General features: G+C 63.7%; 13 protein-coding genes. 4 read left to right on the top strand and 9 right to left on the bottom strand.

Annotated features, from left to right (window positions below):
- Nucleotides 1-49: 49 nt before the first annotated feature.
- Entirely contained in the window at nucleotides 50-280 is a 231-nt protein-coding gene (locus V3H18_RS10670; RefSeq protein ID WP_332082025.1) for a hypothetical protein, read from the top strand.
- A 344-nt stretch (nucleotides 281-624) separates the two neighbouring features.
- Nucleotides 625-1,530, top strand: coding sequence for a Spy/CpxP family protein refolding chaperone (locus tag V3H18_RS10665; RefSeq protein ID WP_332082024.1), 906 nt, complete (start codon nucleotides 625-627; stop codon nucleotides 1,528-1,530).
- A 133-nt stretch (nucleotides 1,531-1,663) separates the two neighbouring features.
- On the opposite strand, the gene V3H18_RS10660 is transcribed toward V3H18_RS10665, so the two are convergent.
- Nucleotides 1,664-3,331 (bottom strand): multicopper oxidase family protein, encoded by a 1,668-nt coding sequence (locus V3H18_RS10660; protein ID WP_332082023.1) that lies wholly within the window; start codon nucleotides 3,329-3,331, stop codon nucleotides 1,664-1,666.
- Nucleotides 3,332-3,672: 341 nt separating this feature from the next.
- Between V3H18_RS10660 and V3H18_RS10655 the strand changes: the two genes are divergently transcribed.
- Nucleotides 3,673-4,680, top strand: a complete 1,008-nt coding sequence (locus V3H18_RS10655) for a TonB family protein (protein WP_332082022.1) — start codon at nucleotides 3,673-3,675, stop codon at nucleotides 4,678-4,680.
- Here the strand turns inward: V3H18_RS10655 and V3H18_RS10650 are convergent, their stop codons facing one another.
- The 8 genes from V3H18_RS10650 to V3H18_RS10615 all read right to left on the bottom strand — a co-directional run bounded on the left by V3H18_RS10650 (nucleotide 4,681) and on the right by V3H18_RS10615 (nucleotide 13,813).
- Nucleotides 4,681-5,460 carry a polyphenol oxidase family protein gene (locus tag V3H18_RS10650; protein WP_332082021.1) on the bottom strand — a complete coding sequence of 260 codons (780 nt, stop codon included), beginning with the start codon at nucleotides 5,458-5,460 and terminating at the stop codon, nucleotides 4,681-4,683.
- An 11-nt stretch (nucleotides 5,461-5,471) separates the two neighbouring features.
- Nucleotides 5,472-6,554: a class I SAM-dependent methyltransferase gene (locus tag V3H18_RS10645; RefSeq protein ID WP_332082020.1), complete on the bottom strand. Its 1,083-nt coding sequence runs from the start codon at nucleotides 6,552-6,554 to the stop codon at nucleotides 5,472-5,474.
- The gene (gene lgt / locus V3H18_RS10640) at nucleotides 6,551-7,375 is read right to left on the bottom strand and encodes a prolipoprotein diacylglyceryl transferase (protein ID WP_332082019.1); all 825 of its coding nucleotides are present in this window, start codon (nucleotides 7,373-7,375) and stop codon (nucleotides 6,551-6,553) included. Before lgt ends, V3H18_RS10645 begins: the two co-directional genes overlap by 4 nt.
- A 127-nt stretch (nucleotides 7,376-7,502) precedes the next feature.
- Nucleotides 7,503-9,710: a 3-hydroxyacyl-CoA dehydrogenase NAD-binding domain-containing protein gene (locus V3H18_RS10635; RefSeq protein ID WP_332082018.1), complete on the bottom strand. Its 2,208-nt coding sequence runs from the start codon at nucleotides 9,708-9,710 to the stop codon at nucleotides 7,503-7,505.
- Nucleotide 9,711: 1 nt separating this feature from the next.
- Nucleotides 9,712-9,933, bottom strand: coding sequence for a hypothetical protein (locus V3H18_RS10630; protein WP_332082055.1), 222 nt, complete (start codon nucleotides 9,931-9,933; stop codon nucleotides 9,712-9,714).
- A gap of 24 nt (nucleotides 9,934-9,957) precedes the next feature.
- A complete protein-coding gene (locus V3H18_RS10625) occupies nucleotides 9,958-10,716 on the bottom strand; it encodes a hypothetical protein (protein WP_332082017.1) in 759 nt (252 codons plus the stop codon).
- 14 nt (nucleotides 10,717-10,730) lie between these two features.
- Nucleotides 10,731-11,939, bottom strand: a complete 1,209-nt coding sequence (locus tag V3H18_RS10620; protein WP_332082016.1) for an acetyl-CoA C-acetyltransferase — start codon at nucleotides 11,937-11,939, stop codon at nucleotides 10,731-10,733.
- Between the two features lie 80 nt (nucleotides 11,940-12,019).
- Nucleotides 12,020-13,813, bottom strand: coding sequence for an acyl-CoA dehydrogenase C-terminal domain-containing protein (locus tag V3H18_RS10615; RefSeq protein ID WP_332082015.1), 1,794 nt, complete (start codon nucleotides 13,811-13,813; stop codon nucleotides 12,020-12,022).
- Between the two features lie 498 nt (nucleotides 13,814-14,311).
- Here V3H18_RS10615 and V3H18_RS10610 point away from each other — a divergent pair.
- A partial coding sequence (locus V3H18_RS10610) for a hypothetical protein (RefSeq protein WP_332082014.1) occupies nucleotides 14,312-14,609 on the top strand: 298 nt, incomplete at its 3' end.

The following is a 14,609-nucleotide window of genomic DNA, read 5'->3' as shown; positions in this document are numbered from 1 at the left end:
AACTCCTTGTTGGCGTTGCATAAAATGCTGATAAATCAGGGAGAGAAACATGGCTTCCAAGACTTTGGCGGTCGCTATCGCTGCGGCCGCGGCTCTGATGGCGACGGGCTATGCTTTCGCAGCAGAGGGAACAAGCTCCACGACCGAATGGAAAGCGCCTCAGGCTGTTGGCCAGCCGGGCTATAAGGAAGAAACCGCTAAGCCGCGCGCAGCGACGGCGCCGCGCGCGATCCGTCAAGACCCCTATGCCGCGCGTAATCCGCAACAGTCGCAAAGATAGCAAGAGATCTTCGATGAAGCGCCGGAAGGTCAGGAGCGGCGGGCGAGGCTCGCCGCTTTTTATTGCATGCATAACGCCGGTGCGTTGCGACGCATCATCCATTGCCGCGCCAGGCTCGCGCAGCTTTTTTTCAAGAACGCGACCATGGCCACTATGCTGGAAGCGTGCGGCGCGACGATTCGCCGAATCGCATAACGACTTGATATGTGACAAAGTCGCGGACGATCGATCAAGCCCGACGCAGATTGGGCGCGCTTAACGATCGGCGTGAATCTCCAGATAGCTTTCGTCGCACCCGCGACGAGGGCAGGTTTCACGCCTGACATTCGCCAGGGGAGGGCGCCATGACGACGCGAAAAAAAATCTCGCACAAAAGATTCCTTGCGGCGAGCGCCGCCGCCTTGCTCTTCGCCGCCGGATTTTCCTCGGCGCAGGCGCAACAGAATGACGCCGATCATGCCGGCATGGATCACAGCAAGATGAGTCACGGCCAAGCGGAACATGCGGGCCATGGCGCCGCCAATGCGACGGCGCAATGGGCGGACCCCGGCAAAGCGCAAGCGGGCGGCGCGGACGCGAGCAAAACGGAAGAGCCGTCCAAGAGCGACGCCAACAAGGAGGACGGCGGACATGCCGGCCATCACCCCGGCGGCGGTCAGGGCGGCATGATGGGCGGCATGTCCGGCATGAACCATGGCGGCGGCGGCATGGGCGGCATGATGGGCGGCGGCATGATGGGCGGCATGGGCGGAATGTCGGGCATGAGCCACGGCGGCGATCAGGGCGCGGGCGGAAAGGCCGACGGCATGTCCCATTCCGGCGGCGGCATGATGAAACATATGATGTGCGGCTTCGCCGAACATCTCGATGGGCGCCTCGCCTATCTAAAGGCCGAACTGAAGCTCACCGATTCGCAAGCGGGCGCGTGGAACGCATTCGCCGACGCCTGGCGCGCGGCGGCGCAAAAGGCCAAGCAGAAATGCGACGCCGCCGATACGCGCATGGACCATTCCAAGCCGACCGTGCTGCAGAAGTTGTCGATGATGGAGACTCATATGGTCGACCATCTCGACGTGGTGCGCGCGCAAAAGGCGGCGATCGAGCCGCTGTTCACCGCGCTCAGCGAAGAGCAGAAGAAGATCGCCAGCGAGACGCTGACCGGCATGATGAAGGTCGGCATGTCGATGGGCGACATGATGGGCGGCGGCATGGGCGGGATGATGGGCGGCATGGGCGGCATGCAGCACTGACGACGCCGTCATTGCGAGCCGCGCGCGCAGAAGCAACCCGGTGACTCTCGAGCAAGCTGCGAAAAAAGTTAACGGACTTTGAGAGCTTGCTCGAGCTGTCTGATCGGAAGGCGGCGTTTGCGCGGCGCCGCGCTTATTCGACCAGAAACTCCCGCATCATGCCCGCGTCCTCATGTTCGAGATTGTGGCAGTGATACATGAAGCGGCCTTTGAAATCGTCGAATGGCTTGACGATTCTAACGCGCTCGCCGGGCGCGACCAGCACCGTGTCCTTTAGCCCGCTGTCGATGAAGCCCTCGCGAATCGAGGCGTAGGCTTCGGCGTCGCCGTCGTCGAATGCGCGGCCGACGATCTCAAAGGGTTGGCCGTGCAGATGGATCGGATGCGCCATCGACATCATGGCCATCATTCCCATTCCTCCGCCCATTCCCCCGCCCATCATCCCCATGCCGCCGCCCATGTGGCCGCGCATCATTCCCATGCGGCCCATGCCCGCGCCGCCCATGCCCATGCCGCCCATGCCCATTTGGCCGTGTTCGTGGAAAATCTCGATGAGTTGCGCCGTATCGACGGGAATGCGCTCGCGCGGCTGAATATCCTCATGATCGTATGAGCGACCGTTGAGCAGCATCGCCATATGCGCCATGGTGATGGCGATCGGGATGGGATCGTTCGGATTGGCGATCTCTTCCTGGCGACGGCGCCTTATCGTCGAAAGCTTCTCCGGCAGTTTCGGGCTGTCGCTCGTCGCGCGCGTCACGCGCGCCGTGAACAGCGGATAGTCGTCGCCGACCATCAGCTCGCTTCCCATCATGCGCTGCGCCATCGGCGGAATCATGCCGTAGAAGCGGCCGCTGCGCATGACCAGCGTCGAGCCGACCGCGCGGCCGCTGAAATCGACGAAGAGATCGACGCGCTCCGCGGGCCCCAGCATCACATAGGGGCGCGTCTCAGGCTTCTCCAACAACCCGCCGTCGACGCCGATCACGGTCAGCGGCGTCCCGTCGTCCCAGCAGAGCTTGTAGATGCGCGCGTTGGAGCCATTGAGAAGGCGCAGCCGATAGGCGCGGCTCGCCACCTCCAGCCTTAAATCGGGACGGCCGTTGACGAGAATGCGATCGCCGTAAAAGCCGAACATGCTCGTATGCATGTCGCCGCCGTAAGCGAGCCGATTGTCGTCGTCGAAAGAGCGGTCCTGGATGATAAGCGGGATTTCGAATTCGCCGGCGGGAAGCCCGAGCGCGCGCTCCTCCTCGTCCTCGACGATGATCGCGCCGGCGAGCCCGCGATAGACCTGCGTCGCCGTCGCCTCATGCGTGTGCGGGTGATAGAAATACATGCTCGCGCGATTGCGCATCTCGAATTCATAGACATAGGTCTGGCCGGGGTCGATCGCCGCCATCGGGTGGCCGTCCATGAGCATGGGGACATGCAGGCCGTGCCAATGCGTGATCGTCTCCTCGGGCAGGTCATTGCGCAGGCGGATGCGGATTTTCTGTCCTTTGACGAAGCGCATCAGCGGACCGAGATATCCCTCCACCGACGCCGTCAACGCGTTCGGCGGCCCCTTGAGGAGATTGCCGGCGTAGCGCCACACTTTCGTCGGCTTGCCGCTTAGAATCTGCGCCTGGTCGCGCTTGCAGACCAGTTCGATCTCGACATCCGGATTGAAACTCTCGGAGGCCTGGTTCGGCGCGATCCGACCCATGGCGTGGCCTTCGCCATAGGCCCGCCAAGGCGCGGCGACGGCCGCGGCGCCAAGGAGAAACCCGCGGCGAGACAGTTGCGCCAGACGTTGCATATGGCCCCCCACCTGCGCGGGCGTCCGCGCACCGCCTTTTAAATCGGCCGCCTCGGATATAAGCAGTCCTGGCGCGTTGATAACTGCGGCAAAAGGCGTCATCCTTTGGGCGCGGGGGCGCGTTTTGGCCAAAAGGCGGATATATTCGCATGGCGGGCGCGGCCCGATCATCCTTGCAGATCGATTATGAAGGCAGCGGCGGCGCTCAGAGCATCTTACGAAAAGCGCGAGGCGGCTTTCCCCCAAGGATTCGCGCGCGATATTCCTGATTTCCGGCGCGTTTCGCCGGATCCCGCCTCGCCGCGCGGCGGGCCTGCGCTCAAGGGTGGCGCTTCATCGCGATGAACGACAGCGTCGGACAAAGCGCCTTTGGCGCGACATGGGCCTCGGCCTTGGTCGAGCGGCGGCGCGCGCTCGCGCGGCGTCCGCGCTTTCTCGCCGTTCTGCTTCTCTGCCTGCTGCTGCATCTCAGCCTTCTTGCCTTTCTCCTTTGGGAGGACTGGCGCTTCGCGCGTATGGCGCCGCCGGTCGCTGAAGAAATTCCGGTCGAGGTGATCAACGAGCCGCCCCCGCCCAAGGAGGAGCAAAAACAGCCGGAGGAGGAGAAGCAGCCCGAGCCCGAAAAGAAAGAGCAACAGAAGCCGCCGCCGCCTCCGCCGCAGCAGGAGATCGAGAAGCCGGCTTTCGACGCGCCCAAGGCCGAGAGCAAGACGAAATCAGAGGTCAACGCGCCGGAGCTTAAGGAGCTCAAGACGCCGAAGAACGAGCCTTTGAAGGAAAATATCGCGCCGCGCGAAGATAAGCCGCAGGGGCTCAAGGACGCGCAGGACGACGAGGGCGAGGCCAAGGCGCCCGAGCAGGCGAAGGAAAAGCCGCTCGACGACAAGACCGACGCGGAAATCATCGAGCGCGCGCCGCCGTTGGAGAAGCCAGAGCCAAAACCCGAGCCCAAGGATCAGGGGCCATCGAAGAAAGGCGAGGCCAATTCCATCGCCGACCAGCTCGCGGCGCTGGCGCCGATTCCCGATTATAAGCTCGCCGCGCCGCCCAAGCCCTCGCCGGTAGGCGGCGGCCAGGCGAAAACGACCTATCTGACGATCCTCTACGGGCTCATCATGCCGCATATGCATATTCCGCCGCAGGTGCGGGCGAGCCCATTTGCGTCGAAGGGCATCGTCGCCTTCTATATCGACGAGATGGGCAATCTCACCCATCAGGCGGTTTATAAGTCGAGCGGCGCGCCCGATCTCGACGCCGCCGCGCTTCAGGCGGTGCGCCGCGCCGCGCCTTTCCCGCCGCCGCCGCGGGGCCTGCCGCATTCGATGCTGTTCACTTATGCGACGAAATAGTCACAAAAGCGCGATCGCGGAGACGAGCCGCCCATAGTCCGCCTCCTTGCGATGCACGCTGCGGCGATAGCTGAAGCAACGCGCTTCGTCGGCGTACGTGTCGATCCCGACATTCTCGAAAGAGGCGACGCCAAGCGCCTCGACGCGCGCGGCGATGAAGCCCGGCAGATCGAACGTCGCATGGCCCTTGCGCGTCGCCGGCGTGAAGAAAGCGGCGAAGGCCGCGTCCTTTTCGCAAAAGAGCGTCACGAATTCCGGTCCGACTTCATAGCTCGTCGCGCCGATCGCCGGGCCGAGAGCGACGTGAATGTCGGCGCGGCGCGCGCCCTGCGCCTCCATCTTGGCGACGGTCGTCTCGATCATGCCGCCAAGCGCGCCCTTCCAGCCGGCGTGGCAGGCGCCGATGACGCCCGCCGCCGCATCGGCGAAGAGCAGCATGCCGCAATCGGCGCCGGTGACGCCGAGCGCGAGCGTCGCCTCCTGCGTCACGAGTCCGTCGCAATGCGGACGCGCTTCGGCGGCCCAGGGGGCTTCGACGACTAGCGCGTCGGCGGAATGAATCTGATACGGCACGAGCAGCCGGTCGGCCTCGACGCCGAGTCGCGCCGCCATGCGGGCGCGATTTTCGGCGACGCGCGGCGCTTCGTCGCGCGAGCCGACGCCGCCGTTGAGCGAGGCGTAGACGCCGTCCGAGACGCCCCCCTCTCGGGTGAAGAAGGCGTGCCGCACGCCGGGAAGATCGAGATTGCGCGCGGTCAGCGCGGGCGGTTCGGCTGTCATCGCGCCATATATTACACGAAAAAGCCCGGCAGGTCCGGCATCGAGGGATGCATCACCGCCATCACCTTGAAAAGCCCGCCCATCTGTCGGCGCGCGTCGTCCGAACCGGTGAGGCGCTCGAAGGCGTCGAGGATCGCCTGCGCCTGTTCGGGGCTCGCTTTTTTCGACAGGGCTTCGGCGCGGCGCTCGATGCCGAGCTGCAACAGGAATTGCGCCTGCGTCACCGGCCCCATCACTTTCGCGCCCGCCGCGCGCGCGGCTCGGGCGAGCGCCGCGAAATCGACATGGGCGGTGAGATCGGCGTCGCCCGGCGCCGCGAGCGGATCGACATAGGCGTGATGCGAAACCGCCTGCAGACTGTCGCCGAGCGAAGTCTGGCGATAGCCATAGTCGACAAGAAGCAGCGCGCCGCCCTCTGCGACGAGCCGCGCGGCGATCTCGCTCATGAGGCGCTGAGCCGCGGGGCAGACTTCGATGATGGAGCCTTCCCGCGCGGGAACGGCAAGCGCCGTCTCGAGCTGTTCCGAAAGGCCGAAGACGAGTTCCCCCTCGACGCCGAGGCCGACGAGGCGCTCGCGCCAGCCGCCGCTCGTCTTCACGAAATGCCGTATGGGAAGGGCGTCGAAAAATTCATTGGCGAGGATGAAGGCGGCCCCCGGCGGAACCTCCGCGAAATCCGCATGCCATTCGACGGGCTTGACGGCGTTGGCGAGCGTGTGTCGCTGCGTCTCGCGCAAGGCCGGGCTCGTTTCGACGAGATGCACGGAAATCGCGTCGAGAAATCCCGGCGAGATACGCGCGACGCGTAAGACGTCCGACATTAGCGTGCCGCGGCCCGGTCCAAGCTCGACAAGGCGCGCGGGCGAAACGCCGCCCGCCGCGCGCCAGGCCTCGCTCGTCCAGACGCCGAGCAATTCGCCGAACATCTGGCTGATCTCCGGCGCCGTGACGAAATCCCCGGCCGCGCCGAAGGGATCGCGCGTCATGTAATAGCCGTAGCGCGGATGGCTCAGGCAGAGGGCCATATAGCGTTCGAGCGTGATCGGCCCATCATGGAGGATCATCGCGGCGATTTCTTCGCTCAGCGCGCTCATGCGGTTGCGTTCCTTTGGCGCAGCGAAAATACGATGGCGCCTGCGCCGATCAGGATGAGCGGCGCCGACAGGACCATGCCCATGGTGAGCCCATTCGGCAGCGCTTCCTGCACGGGATCCGGCTCGCGGAAAAATTCGCAGAAGATGCGCGCGGCGCCATAGAAGACGCCGAAGAGGCCGGTGACGAGGCCCGGATGTTTCAGGGCGCCGCTACGCGCGGCGATCAACAGAATGAGGCCGAGCGCCACGCCCTCGAGGCCCGCTTCGTAGAGCTGGCTCGGATGGCGCGGGATGTCGCCCGCGCCTGGAAAGACCATGGCCCAGGGAACGTCGCTCTCGCGTCCCCACATTTCCGGCTTGATGAAATTGGCGAGCCGCCCGAAGAAAAGCCCGATGGGCGCGACCGCTGCGCAAATATCGGCGATGGTGAGGAAGGGCAGGCGGCTGCGGCGGGCGTAAAACGCCATGCCGATGACCGCGCCGATCAGTCCGCCATGGAAAGCCATCCCGCCTTTCCATGTCTGGAATATTTCGAGCGGATGGGCGAAATAATAAGCGGGGTCGTAGATCAGCACATGGCCGAGACGGCCGCCGACGATGACGCCGAAGGCGACATAGACGAGAAGATCGTCGAGCCCTTCGCGCGTCGGGCGCGGCTGGCCGCGCAGCCAGAGCGCATCGTCGCCCGCGAGCGCGCGCATGCCGAGCCAGCCGAAGACGAAGCCGCCGATATAGGCCAACGCATACCAGCGCACCGGCGCGGGCCCGATATTCACCGCGACGGGATCGACCGTCGGAAAGGGAAGGACGAAGAAGGACATTGCGGCATGGCCCGGGCGCAAAGCGCGCGACTGGAAAAGCCACGCTTCGCCTGTCTTTTACCTGCCGCCCGCGCCGATGTCATGTCCCCGCTCGCTCAGGGGCGGGCGGCTTCGTCGCGGATCGACATCATGCCGCCTGCTTTTGCGGCAAGAAACGACCGTAGAAAGTTTCGCCCTTCGCCGCCATGTCGCGCAGCAGTTGCGGCGGCGCGAAGCGCGGGCCGTATTTTTCCGTAAGCCTGTCGCAGAGCGCCACGAAGGCCTTGGCGCCCATGCCGTCGATATAGGAGATCGTGCCGCCGGTGAAAGGCGCGAAGCCGAAGCCGAGTATGGAGCCGACATCGGCCTCGCGCGGATCGGAGAGGACGCCTTCCGCCATCACCCGCGCCGCTTCGACCGCCTGCACGACAAGGAAACGCTCCTTCATCTCGGCGACGTCGAGCGTGTCGGAATCGAGACGCCTTTCAGCCAGTTCCGAGAGGCCGGGCCACAGGCTTTTCTTGCCGTCGGCGTGATAGTCATAGAAACCTTTGCCGTTCTTGCGGCCGTAGCGTCCCTTTTCCTCCACCATGAAGCGCAGCACGCGCTCCTGCGCCGGATCGACGGCGCCGTCGCCGAGGTCCTTCTTCGTCGCCTGGAGAATCTTCCAGCCGAGATCGAGCGCCACTTCGTCGTTGAGCGAGAGCGGGCCGACCGGCATGCCGGCCATGCGGGCGACATTTTCGATCATCGCCGGCGGCACGCCGTCGACGAGCATGATCTGCCCTTCGCGAATATAGTTAAGGACGCAGCGATTGGCGTAGAAGCCGCGCGTGTCGTTGACGACGATCGGCGTCTTCTTGATGATCCGCACGAAATCGAGCGCCGTCGCGAGCGCGCGGTCGCCGGTCTTTTCGCCGAGGATCACTTCGACGAGCAGCATTTTCTCGACCGGCGAGAAAAAATGAATGCCGATGAAATTTTCGGGCTTTCGCGAAGTCTCCGCGAGCGAGGTGATCGGCAGCGTCGAGGTGTTGGAGGCGAAGATCACATCCGCGCCGACGACATCTTGCGCGCGTTTCGTCGCCTCCGCCTTGACGCCGCGATCTTCGAACACGGCTTCGAGCACGAGGTCCGACCCCGCGAGCGCCGCGTAATCCACTGTGGCGGTGATGCGCGCGAGGAGCGCGTCTTTCTCCGCCGGCGTCGCGCGGCCTTTTGCGACGGAGCCTGAGATAAGCTTCTCGATCGTCGCTTTGCCCTTGTCGGCGCTTTCCTGATCGCGATCGATCAGCACGACGTCGAGCCCGTTCAGCGCGCTCACATAGCCGACGCCCGCGCCCATGAAGCCCGCGCCGATAATGCCGACCTTCTTGAGATTTGTCGGGCCGATGTCCTTGGGGCGATGCGCGCCTTTCTCCAATTCGCTTTTCGAGAGAAAGAGCGAGCGGATCATCGCCGCCGCTTCCTTCGAGCGCAGAATATGGGCGAACCAGCGCGATTCGACGGTGAGCGCCTGATCCATCGGCAATTGCAGGCCTTCATAGACCGCGTGCAAAATAGCCTTGGCGGCGGGATAATTGTCGTATGTCTCGCGGCGATAGATGGCGTTGGCGGCGGGCCAGATCATCATGCCCGTCGGCGAGAAGACTTTGCCGGAAGGATTTTTGAAGTCCTTCGCGTCCCAGGGCGCCTGCGCCTTGCCGCCGTTAACAATCCACGCCCTGGCGCGCTCGACGATTTCCGCTTTCGGCGCGATCTCATGCACGAGCTTGGCGCCGAGCGCGGCTTTCGGCTTCGCCTGATCGCCCCTGAACAGGAATTGCAGCGCATCGCCCGTCTGCATGATGCGCGCGACGCGTTGCGTGCCGCCGGCGCCGGGGAAAAGCCCGACCTTGATTTCAGGCAGGCCGACTTTGGTCTTGTCGTCGTCGGCCATCACCCGATAGTGGCAGGCGAGCGCAAGCTCGAAGGCGCCGCCGAGGCACACGCCATGGATGGCGACGGCGAAGGGCTTGCCACTCGTCTCGAGCTTTCGATAGAGGAGCGAGAGACGGCGCGAGAAGTCGAAGAATTCCTTATTCGCCGCTTCCTCGCCCCGCTCCTTGAGCGCCCTGGCGTATTGCGCCGCGCCCTGTTGCAGCATGGAAAGATCCGCGCCGCCGGAAAAGGCGTTCTTGCCCGAGGCGATGACGCAGCCCTTGATCGCGGCGTCGGACGAAACCTTGTCGACGATCTGCTCCAGTTCGTCCATCACCTCGGGCGTGATGACATTCATGGAGCGTTCGGGCATGTCCCAAATCGCGAGCGCCACGCCGTCGGCGCCGGTTTCGAAACGGAAGTTGACGAGGTTCATTTCACGACTCCTTGCCCGATTCGTCTTCATCGTCTTCGAACCCAAAATCTATCTCTCGTGGCATCTCATGTATCCTTTCGAGATCGATGTCAGAGCCACGAAGCGGCGAATTCATCAGGAATTCCGCGAGGGTTTGTTTTTCGCCCGATGATTGACCACGGATGGGGTCGCTCTTTTGGCGGCGAGCGTTCGGCTTTGTTTTGTTTGCGCCGTGTTTTCCCATCGGCTTCCCCCTATTGGCATTTACTCACGCGTTGAGCTCGGATGTACCGTTCGCAGCTTCCCAGAGATTATTAACTTCGAATCGCGTCCAACCACGCGAAGAGATGGAGATAATGACATCCCCGCGCTCGATAAAAATCTGCTCAAAGTGCCGAGGCTCTTGCCAATAAGATTTTAGTTCATCGCACAGAGCATTCATCGCTTTTTTGAGTTCGATACCCTCGCAAGGCAAATTACTTTTTATTGCCAGCCAATTGGTGACGCTCGCGTGTTGGTAATACTTGAGTAGCCGCGCCTGCTTGCTATCTATGCTAGCCCGAATAGCGCGAACCCAATCTGGTTCGGGAGAGGACCATCCTTCCGAGACCAGTGTGTTTTGTTCTAATTGCGATCGATAGACACTTTCTGGCACCGGAATTCGGTTTCCAGAAGCATCGTATCGCGCCGGAACAAAAAGACCTACGTCGAGGCAAGCGAGAGGATACTCGCTACCTAGTAGGTCAAGGCAGCGGCTGTAGTCGTGGTATGTTGCTTCGGTCACTTCTACGCCGATAGCGCTGCTGTTTAGCGACAGTAAGTAGTCAGGATGCGGCGGCGAGCGGCGATCCAACGATAAAGGAAAACGAAGCTGCTCATTCGCGGCTAACGTTGCCACCAAGCGGCAAATAGTCCATCGTTCGCGATGCTTGTTCTCGCGGCCTTTCCCGCGTCCTGGAACGGCGATATCAATATTTTGAAGACCGGCGCACAGACTCTCAAGAGAGTGTGCTTCCTCGATCAACATTTGTTGCCCCACCTTTACACCCGCTCGACGATCGTCGCCGTGCCCATGCCGGCGCCGATGCAGAGCGTCACCAGCGCCACGCTCTTGCCCGAGCGCTCCAATTCATCGATCGCGGTTCCCATCAGCATGGCGCCGGTCGCGCCGAGCGGATGGCCCATGGCGATGGCGCCGCCATTGACATTGACCTTGGCGGGATCGAGATCGAAGGCCTGCATGTAGCGCAGCACCACGGCGGCGAAGGCCTCGTTCACCTCGAAGAGGTCGATGTCGGAAAGCGACATGCCGGCGCGCTTTAGCACTTTCTGCGTCACGTCGACCGGGCCCGTGAGCATCAGCGCCGGCTCCGAACCGATATTGGCGTAGGCGCGTATTTTTACGCGGGGCTTTAGGCCATGTTTCTCGCCCGCCTCCTTCGAGCCGACGAGCACCGCAGCGGCGCCGTCGACGATGCCCGACGAATTGCCGGCGTGATGCACGTAATCGAGTTTCTCGATGTCGGGATGCGCCTGAATGGCGACGGCGTCGAAGCCGCCCTGTTCCGCGTAAAAGGCGAAGGAGGGCTTGAGGCTCGCGAGCGTCTGCATGTCGGTCGCGGGCCGCATATGCTCGTCGCGGTCGAGCAGCGTGATGCCGTTCACGTCCTTCACCGGCACGATCGAATGTTTGAAGCGGCCTTCCGCCCAGGCCTTCGCCGCGCGCTGCTGCGATTGCACGGCGTAGGCGTCGACATCGGCGCGCGAGAAGCCGTATTTCGTCGCGATGAGATCGGCGGAGACGCCCTGCGGCATGAAATAGGAGGGGATGGCGATGGTCGGATCGACCGGCCACGCGCCGCCGGAGGCGCCGATGCCGACGCGGCTCATGCTCTCCACGCCGCCGCCGATCGCGAGATCGTGCTGGCCGGACATGATCTCGCCGGCCGCGAAATTCACCGAATCGAGTCCCGAGGCGCAGAAGCGGTTGATCTGCACGCCGGGAACCTTGAAGCTGTAGCCGGCCGAGATCGCCGCCGCGCGAGCGATGTCGCCGCCGGCTTCGCCGACGGGATCGACGCAGCCCAGGATCACGTCGTCGATTTCCGGCCCTTCGAGCTTGTTGCGCTCCTTGATCGCGCCGAGCGCGGTGACGGCGAGGCCGAGCGAAGAGACCTCATGCAGCGAACCGTCCGGCTTGCCGCGTCCGCGCGGCGTGCGAACGGCGTCGTAGATGAAAGCGTCGGGCATGTCGTCTCCTGTAGCGGCAGTCGGCAGTCGGGCTTCGGCAGTCGGACGTCACGATTGCCGACTGCCGAAGCCCGACTGCCTTAAAACATCTCCTCGGCGAACGACATCATCGTGTCGGCGCCGCTCGTGATGCGCGCGAGGCGCAGGCGTGTTTCGGGGAGCATGCGCTCCATGTAGAAGCGCGCCGTCAACAGCTTGGCGTCCATGCGCGCGGATTGCTCCGGCTCGCGCGCCTTGGTCTCCAGCGCCGCCTGCGCGATCCGCGTCCACATCGCGCCAAGCGCGACGCGGCCGAGAAGATGCATATAGTCATAGGACGCCGCGCCGGCGTTGTCGGGCTTCGTCATGGCGTTCTGCATCAGCCACATGGTCGCCTTTTGCAGATCGTCAAGCGCCGATTGCACGGGGGCGGCGTAAGGCTTCGTCGCCTCGTCGGCGGCGAGCGGCGCGAGCAGCTCAGCCGTCTCCTTGAAGAAGGCCATGATCGCGCGTCCGCCGTCGCGCGGCAGCTTGCGGCCGACGAGGTCGAGCGCCTGAATGCCGTTCGCGCCTTCATAGATCATGGCGATGCGCGCGTCGCGCACGAACTGCTCCATGCCGGTTTCGCGAATATAGCCGGAGCCGCCGAAAATCTGTTGCGCCTTCACCGCATTTTCAAAGCCCATGTCGGTGAAGACGCCCTTGAGCACCGGCGTGAGCAGGCCGAGCCGGTCCTCCGCCGTCTGCCGCGCGGAAGCGTCCTCGGAGCGATGCGCGATGTCGCTGTCGAGCGCGGCCGCGAGCGCGAGGCCGCGCGCGGCTTCGTTGAAGGCCTTGATCTCGAGCAGCATGCGCCGCACGTCGGGATGCACGATGATCGGATCGGCCGGCCCGTCGGGGTTCTTGGGTCCCGTGAGCGCGCGTCCCTGCAGCCGCTCCTTGGCGTAAAGCGCCGCGTTCTGATAGGCGACCTCGGACAGCGCGAGGCCTTGCACGGCGACGCCAAGCCGCGCCTCGTTCATCATCACGAACATGGCGTTGAGGCCGCGATTAGCTTCGCCGACGAGAAAACCCTGCGCGCCGTCGTAATTCATCACGCAGGTGGCGTTGCCGTGAATGCCCATCTTTTCTTCAATGGAGCCGCAGGAGACGCCGTTGCGCGCGCCAAGGGCGCCGTCGCCGCCGACCAGGAATTTCGGCACGATGAAGAGCGAAATGCCTTTCACGCCGGCCGGCGCGCCCTCGATGCGCGCGAGCACGAGATGAATGATGTTCTCGGTCAGATCATGCTCGCCGGCGGAGATGAAAATCTTCTGGCCCGTAATGGAATAGGAGCCGTCTTCGCGCGGCCGCGCCTTGGTGGTGAGCAAACCGAGATCGGTGCCGCATTGCGGCTCGGTGAGATTCATCGTGCCGGACCAGCGCCCCTCGGCCATATTGGGCGCGTAAAGCTTCTTTTGCTCCTCGCTGCCATGGCGCAGCAGCGCGGCGAGCGCGCCTTGCGTGAGGCCCGGATACATGGCGAAAGCCATATTGGCCGAGGAGGCGAATTCATTCATCGCCATGGCGAGCGTATAGGGCAGGCCCTGGCCGCCATATTCTTCGGGCGCGGCGAGGCCGATCCAGCCGCCCGCGGCGAAAGCCGCATGCGCCGCATTGAACCCCGGCGGCGTCGAAACCGACCCGTCCTCATGGCGCGCGCAGCCCTTGGCGTCGCCTGTCTGGTTGAGCGGCGCGAGAACTTCCTCGCAGAGCTTGCCGCCCTCGGAGAGGATTTGCGCCGTCAGCTCAGGGGTTCCGTCGGCGAAGCCGGACAGATTGCCGAAACGCTGGAAATTCAAGACGTCGTAGAGAAGGAACAGCGTGTCTTCCACAGGCGCCTTGTAGATTGGCATCAACGCCTCCTTGCGTTGCGGCGGCCATGCGCCGCGACTCGGCTGGACTGGCTCATAGGTAGAGGGGCGCTCCGGGCCGCGCAAGCGAGCCAAGGCGTCGCCGCTCCCGCCTCGCCATCGCTATTTTCTATCTTTCTGTAACAATTCCTCCTGCTCCTATTTTTATCATTCGTTCTGCGTTATGCGGCGCGCGCCTCTAAAGCGCGCTGCGAAAAAGTGGAATCCGGTTTTTCGCGTCAAGCGCGCTCTAAGCCTCTGGAATCGATCACGTCATCCGCGTGTAGGCGATTCCGCCAAAACGCAGCGTGATCTAGCCTCATAATTGTGAACGTAAACTCTATTCAGAGGCCTCGCCTTAACCGCTTATTTACCTTGATTGACGGAAAGTCGCCGGCGGCCGCGCGCGCTTTCCGCCGCGTCGCGCGATTCGTGCGTTCCGCGTTGGTTCCATTCGCGTCTTCGTTTCCTTTTCCACGGGTCGGACCCGCCGGTAGCCACATGACCAAGGCGCACTCCCGTCATCAGCGGAGTCTGGATTTCGAGACGCGCGAAGCGTCGCGCGCGGCGGCCCGGCGCCCGGGAGAAAGTCTGGCGGATTGGTTCGACGATCTCATTCGCCAGACGGTCGATGCAGCCGAAGACGAGGAGAACGACGAGGATCGCGTGGAAGCCGCGGCGCGGCGTCTTGCGCGAAGTCGCGCGACCCGCGGCCGCGAAGGCCGCACCTGGCGCGAGGGCGCGCCCGAAGTCGACCCTGATCCGCGCGACGACGGCTCCGTCAGGCGCGCCATCGTCG

The organism is Methylocystis borbori (assembly GCF_036576025.1).
In the GTDB taxonomy this organism is placed as follows: Bacteria; Pseudomonadota; Alphaproteobacteria; order Rhizobiales; family Beijerinckiaceae; genus Methylocystis; species Methylocystis borbori.
This window is presented reverse-complemented; position numbering and strand designations above follow the sequence as displayed.

Bases quoted from the DNA above. Each gene is read 5' to 3' on its own strand.
- V3H18_RS10660 (WP_332082023.1), bottom strand. From the start codon at position 3,331: ATGCAACGTCTGGCGCAACTGTCTCGCCGCGGGTTTCTCCTTGGCGCC.
- V3H18_RS10625 (WP_332082017.1), bottom strand. From the start codon at position 10,716: ATGTTGATCGAGGAAGCACACTCTCTTGAGAGTCTGTGCGCCGGTCTT.
- V3H18_RS10620 (WP_332082016.1), bottom strand. From the start codon at position 11,939: ATGCCCGACGCTTTCATCTACGACGCCGTTCGCACGCCGCGCGGACGC.
- lgt (WP_332082019.1), bottom strand. From the start codon at position 7,375: ATGTCCTTCTTCGTCCTTCCCTTTCCGACGGTCGATCCCGTCGCGGTG.
- V3H18_RS10615 (WP_332082015.1), bottom strand. From the start codon at position 13,813: ATGCCAATCTACAAGGCGCCTGTGGAAGACACGCTGTTCCTTCTCTAC.
- V3H18_RS10665 (WP_332082024.1), top strand. From the start codon at position 625: ATGACGACGCGAAAAAAAATCTCGCACAAAAGATTCCTTGCGGCGAGC.
- V3H18_RS10635 (WP_332082018.1), bottom strand. From the start codon at position 9,710: ATGAACCTCGTCAACTTCCGTTTCGAAACCGGCGCCGACGGCGTGGCG.
- V3H18_RS10650 (WP_332082021.1), bottom strand. From the start codon at position 5,460: ATGACAGCCGAACCGCCCGCGCTGACCGCGCGCAATCTCGATCTTCCC.
- V3H18_RS10630 (WP_332082055.1), bottom strand. From the start codon at position 9,933: ATGGGAAAACACGGCGCAAACAAAACAAAGCCGAACGCTCGCCGCCAA.
- V3H18_RS10645 (WP_332082020.1), bottom strand. From the start codon at position 6,554: ATGAGCGCGCTGAGCGAAGAAATCGCCGCGATGATCCTCCATGATGGG.
- V3H18_RS10655 (WP_332082022.1), top strand. From the start codon at position 3,673: ATGAACGACAGCGTCGGACAAAGCGCCTTTGGCGCGACATGGGCCTCG.
- V3H18_RS10670 (WP_332082025.1), top strand. From the start codon at position 50: ATGGCTTCCAAGACTTTGGCGGTCGCTATCGCTGCGGCCGCGGCTCTG.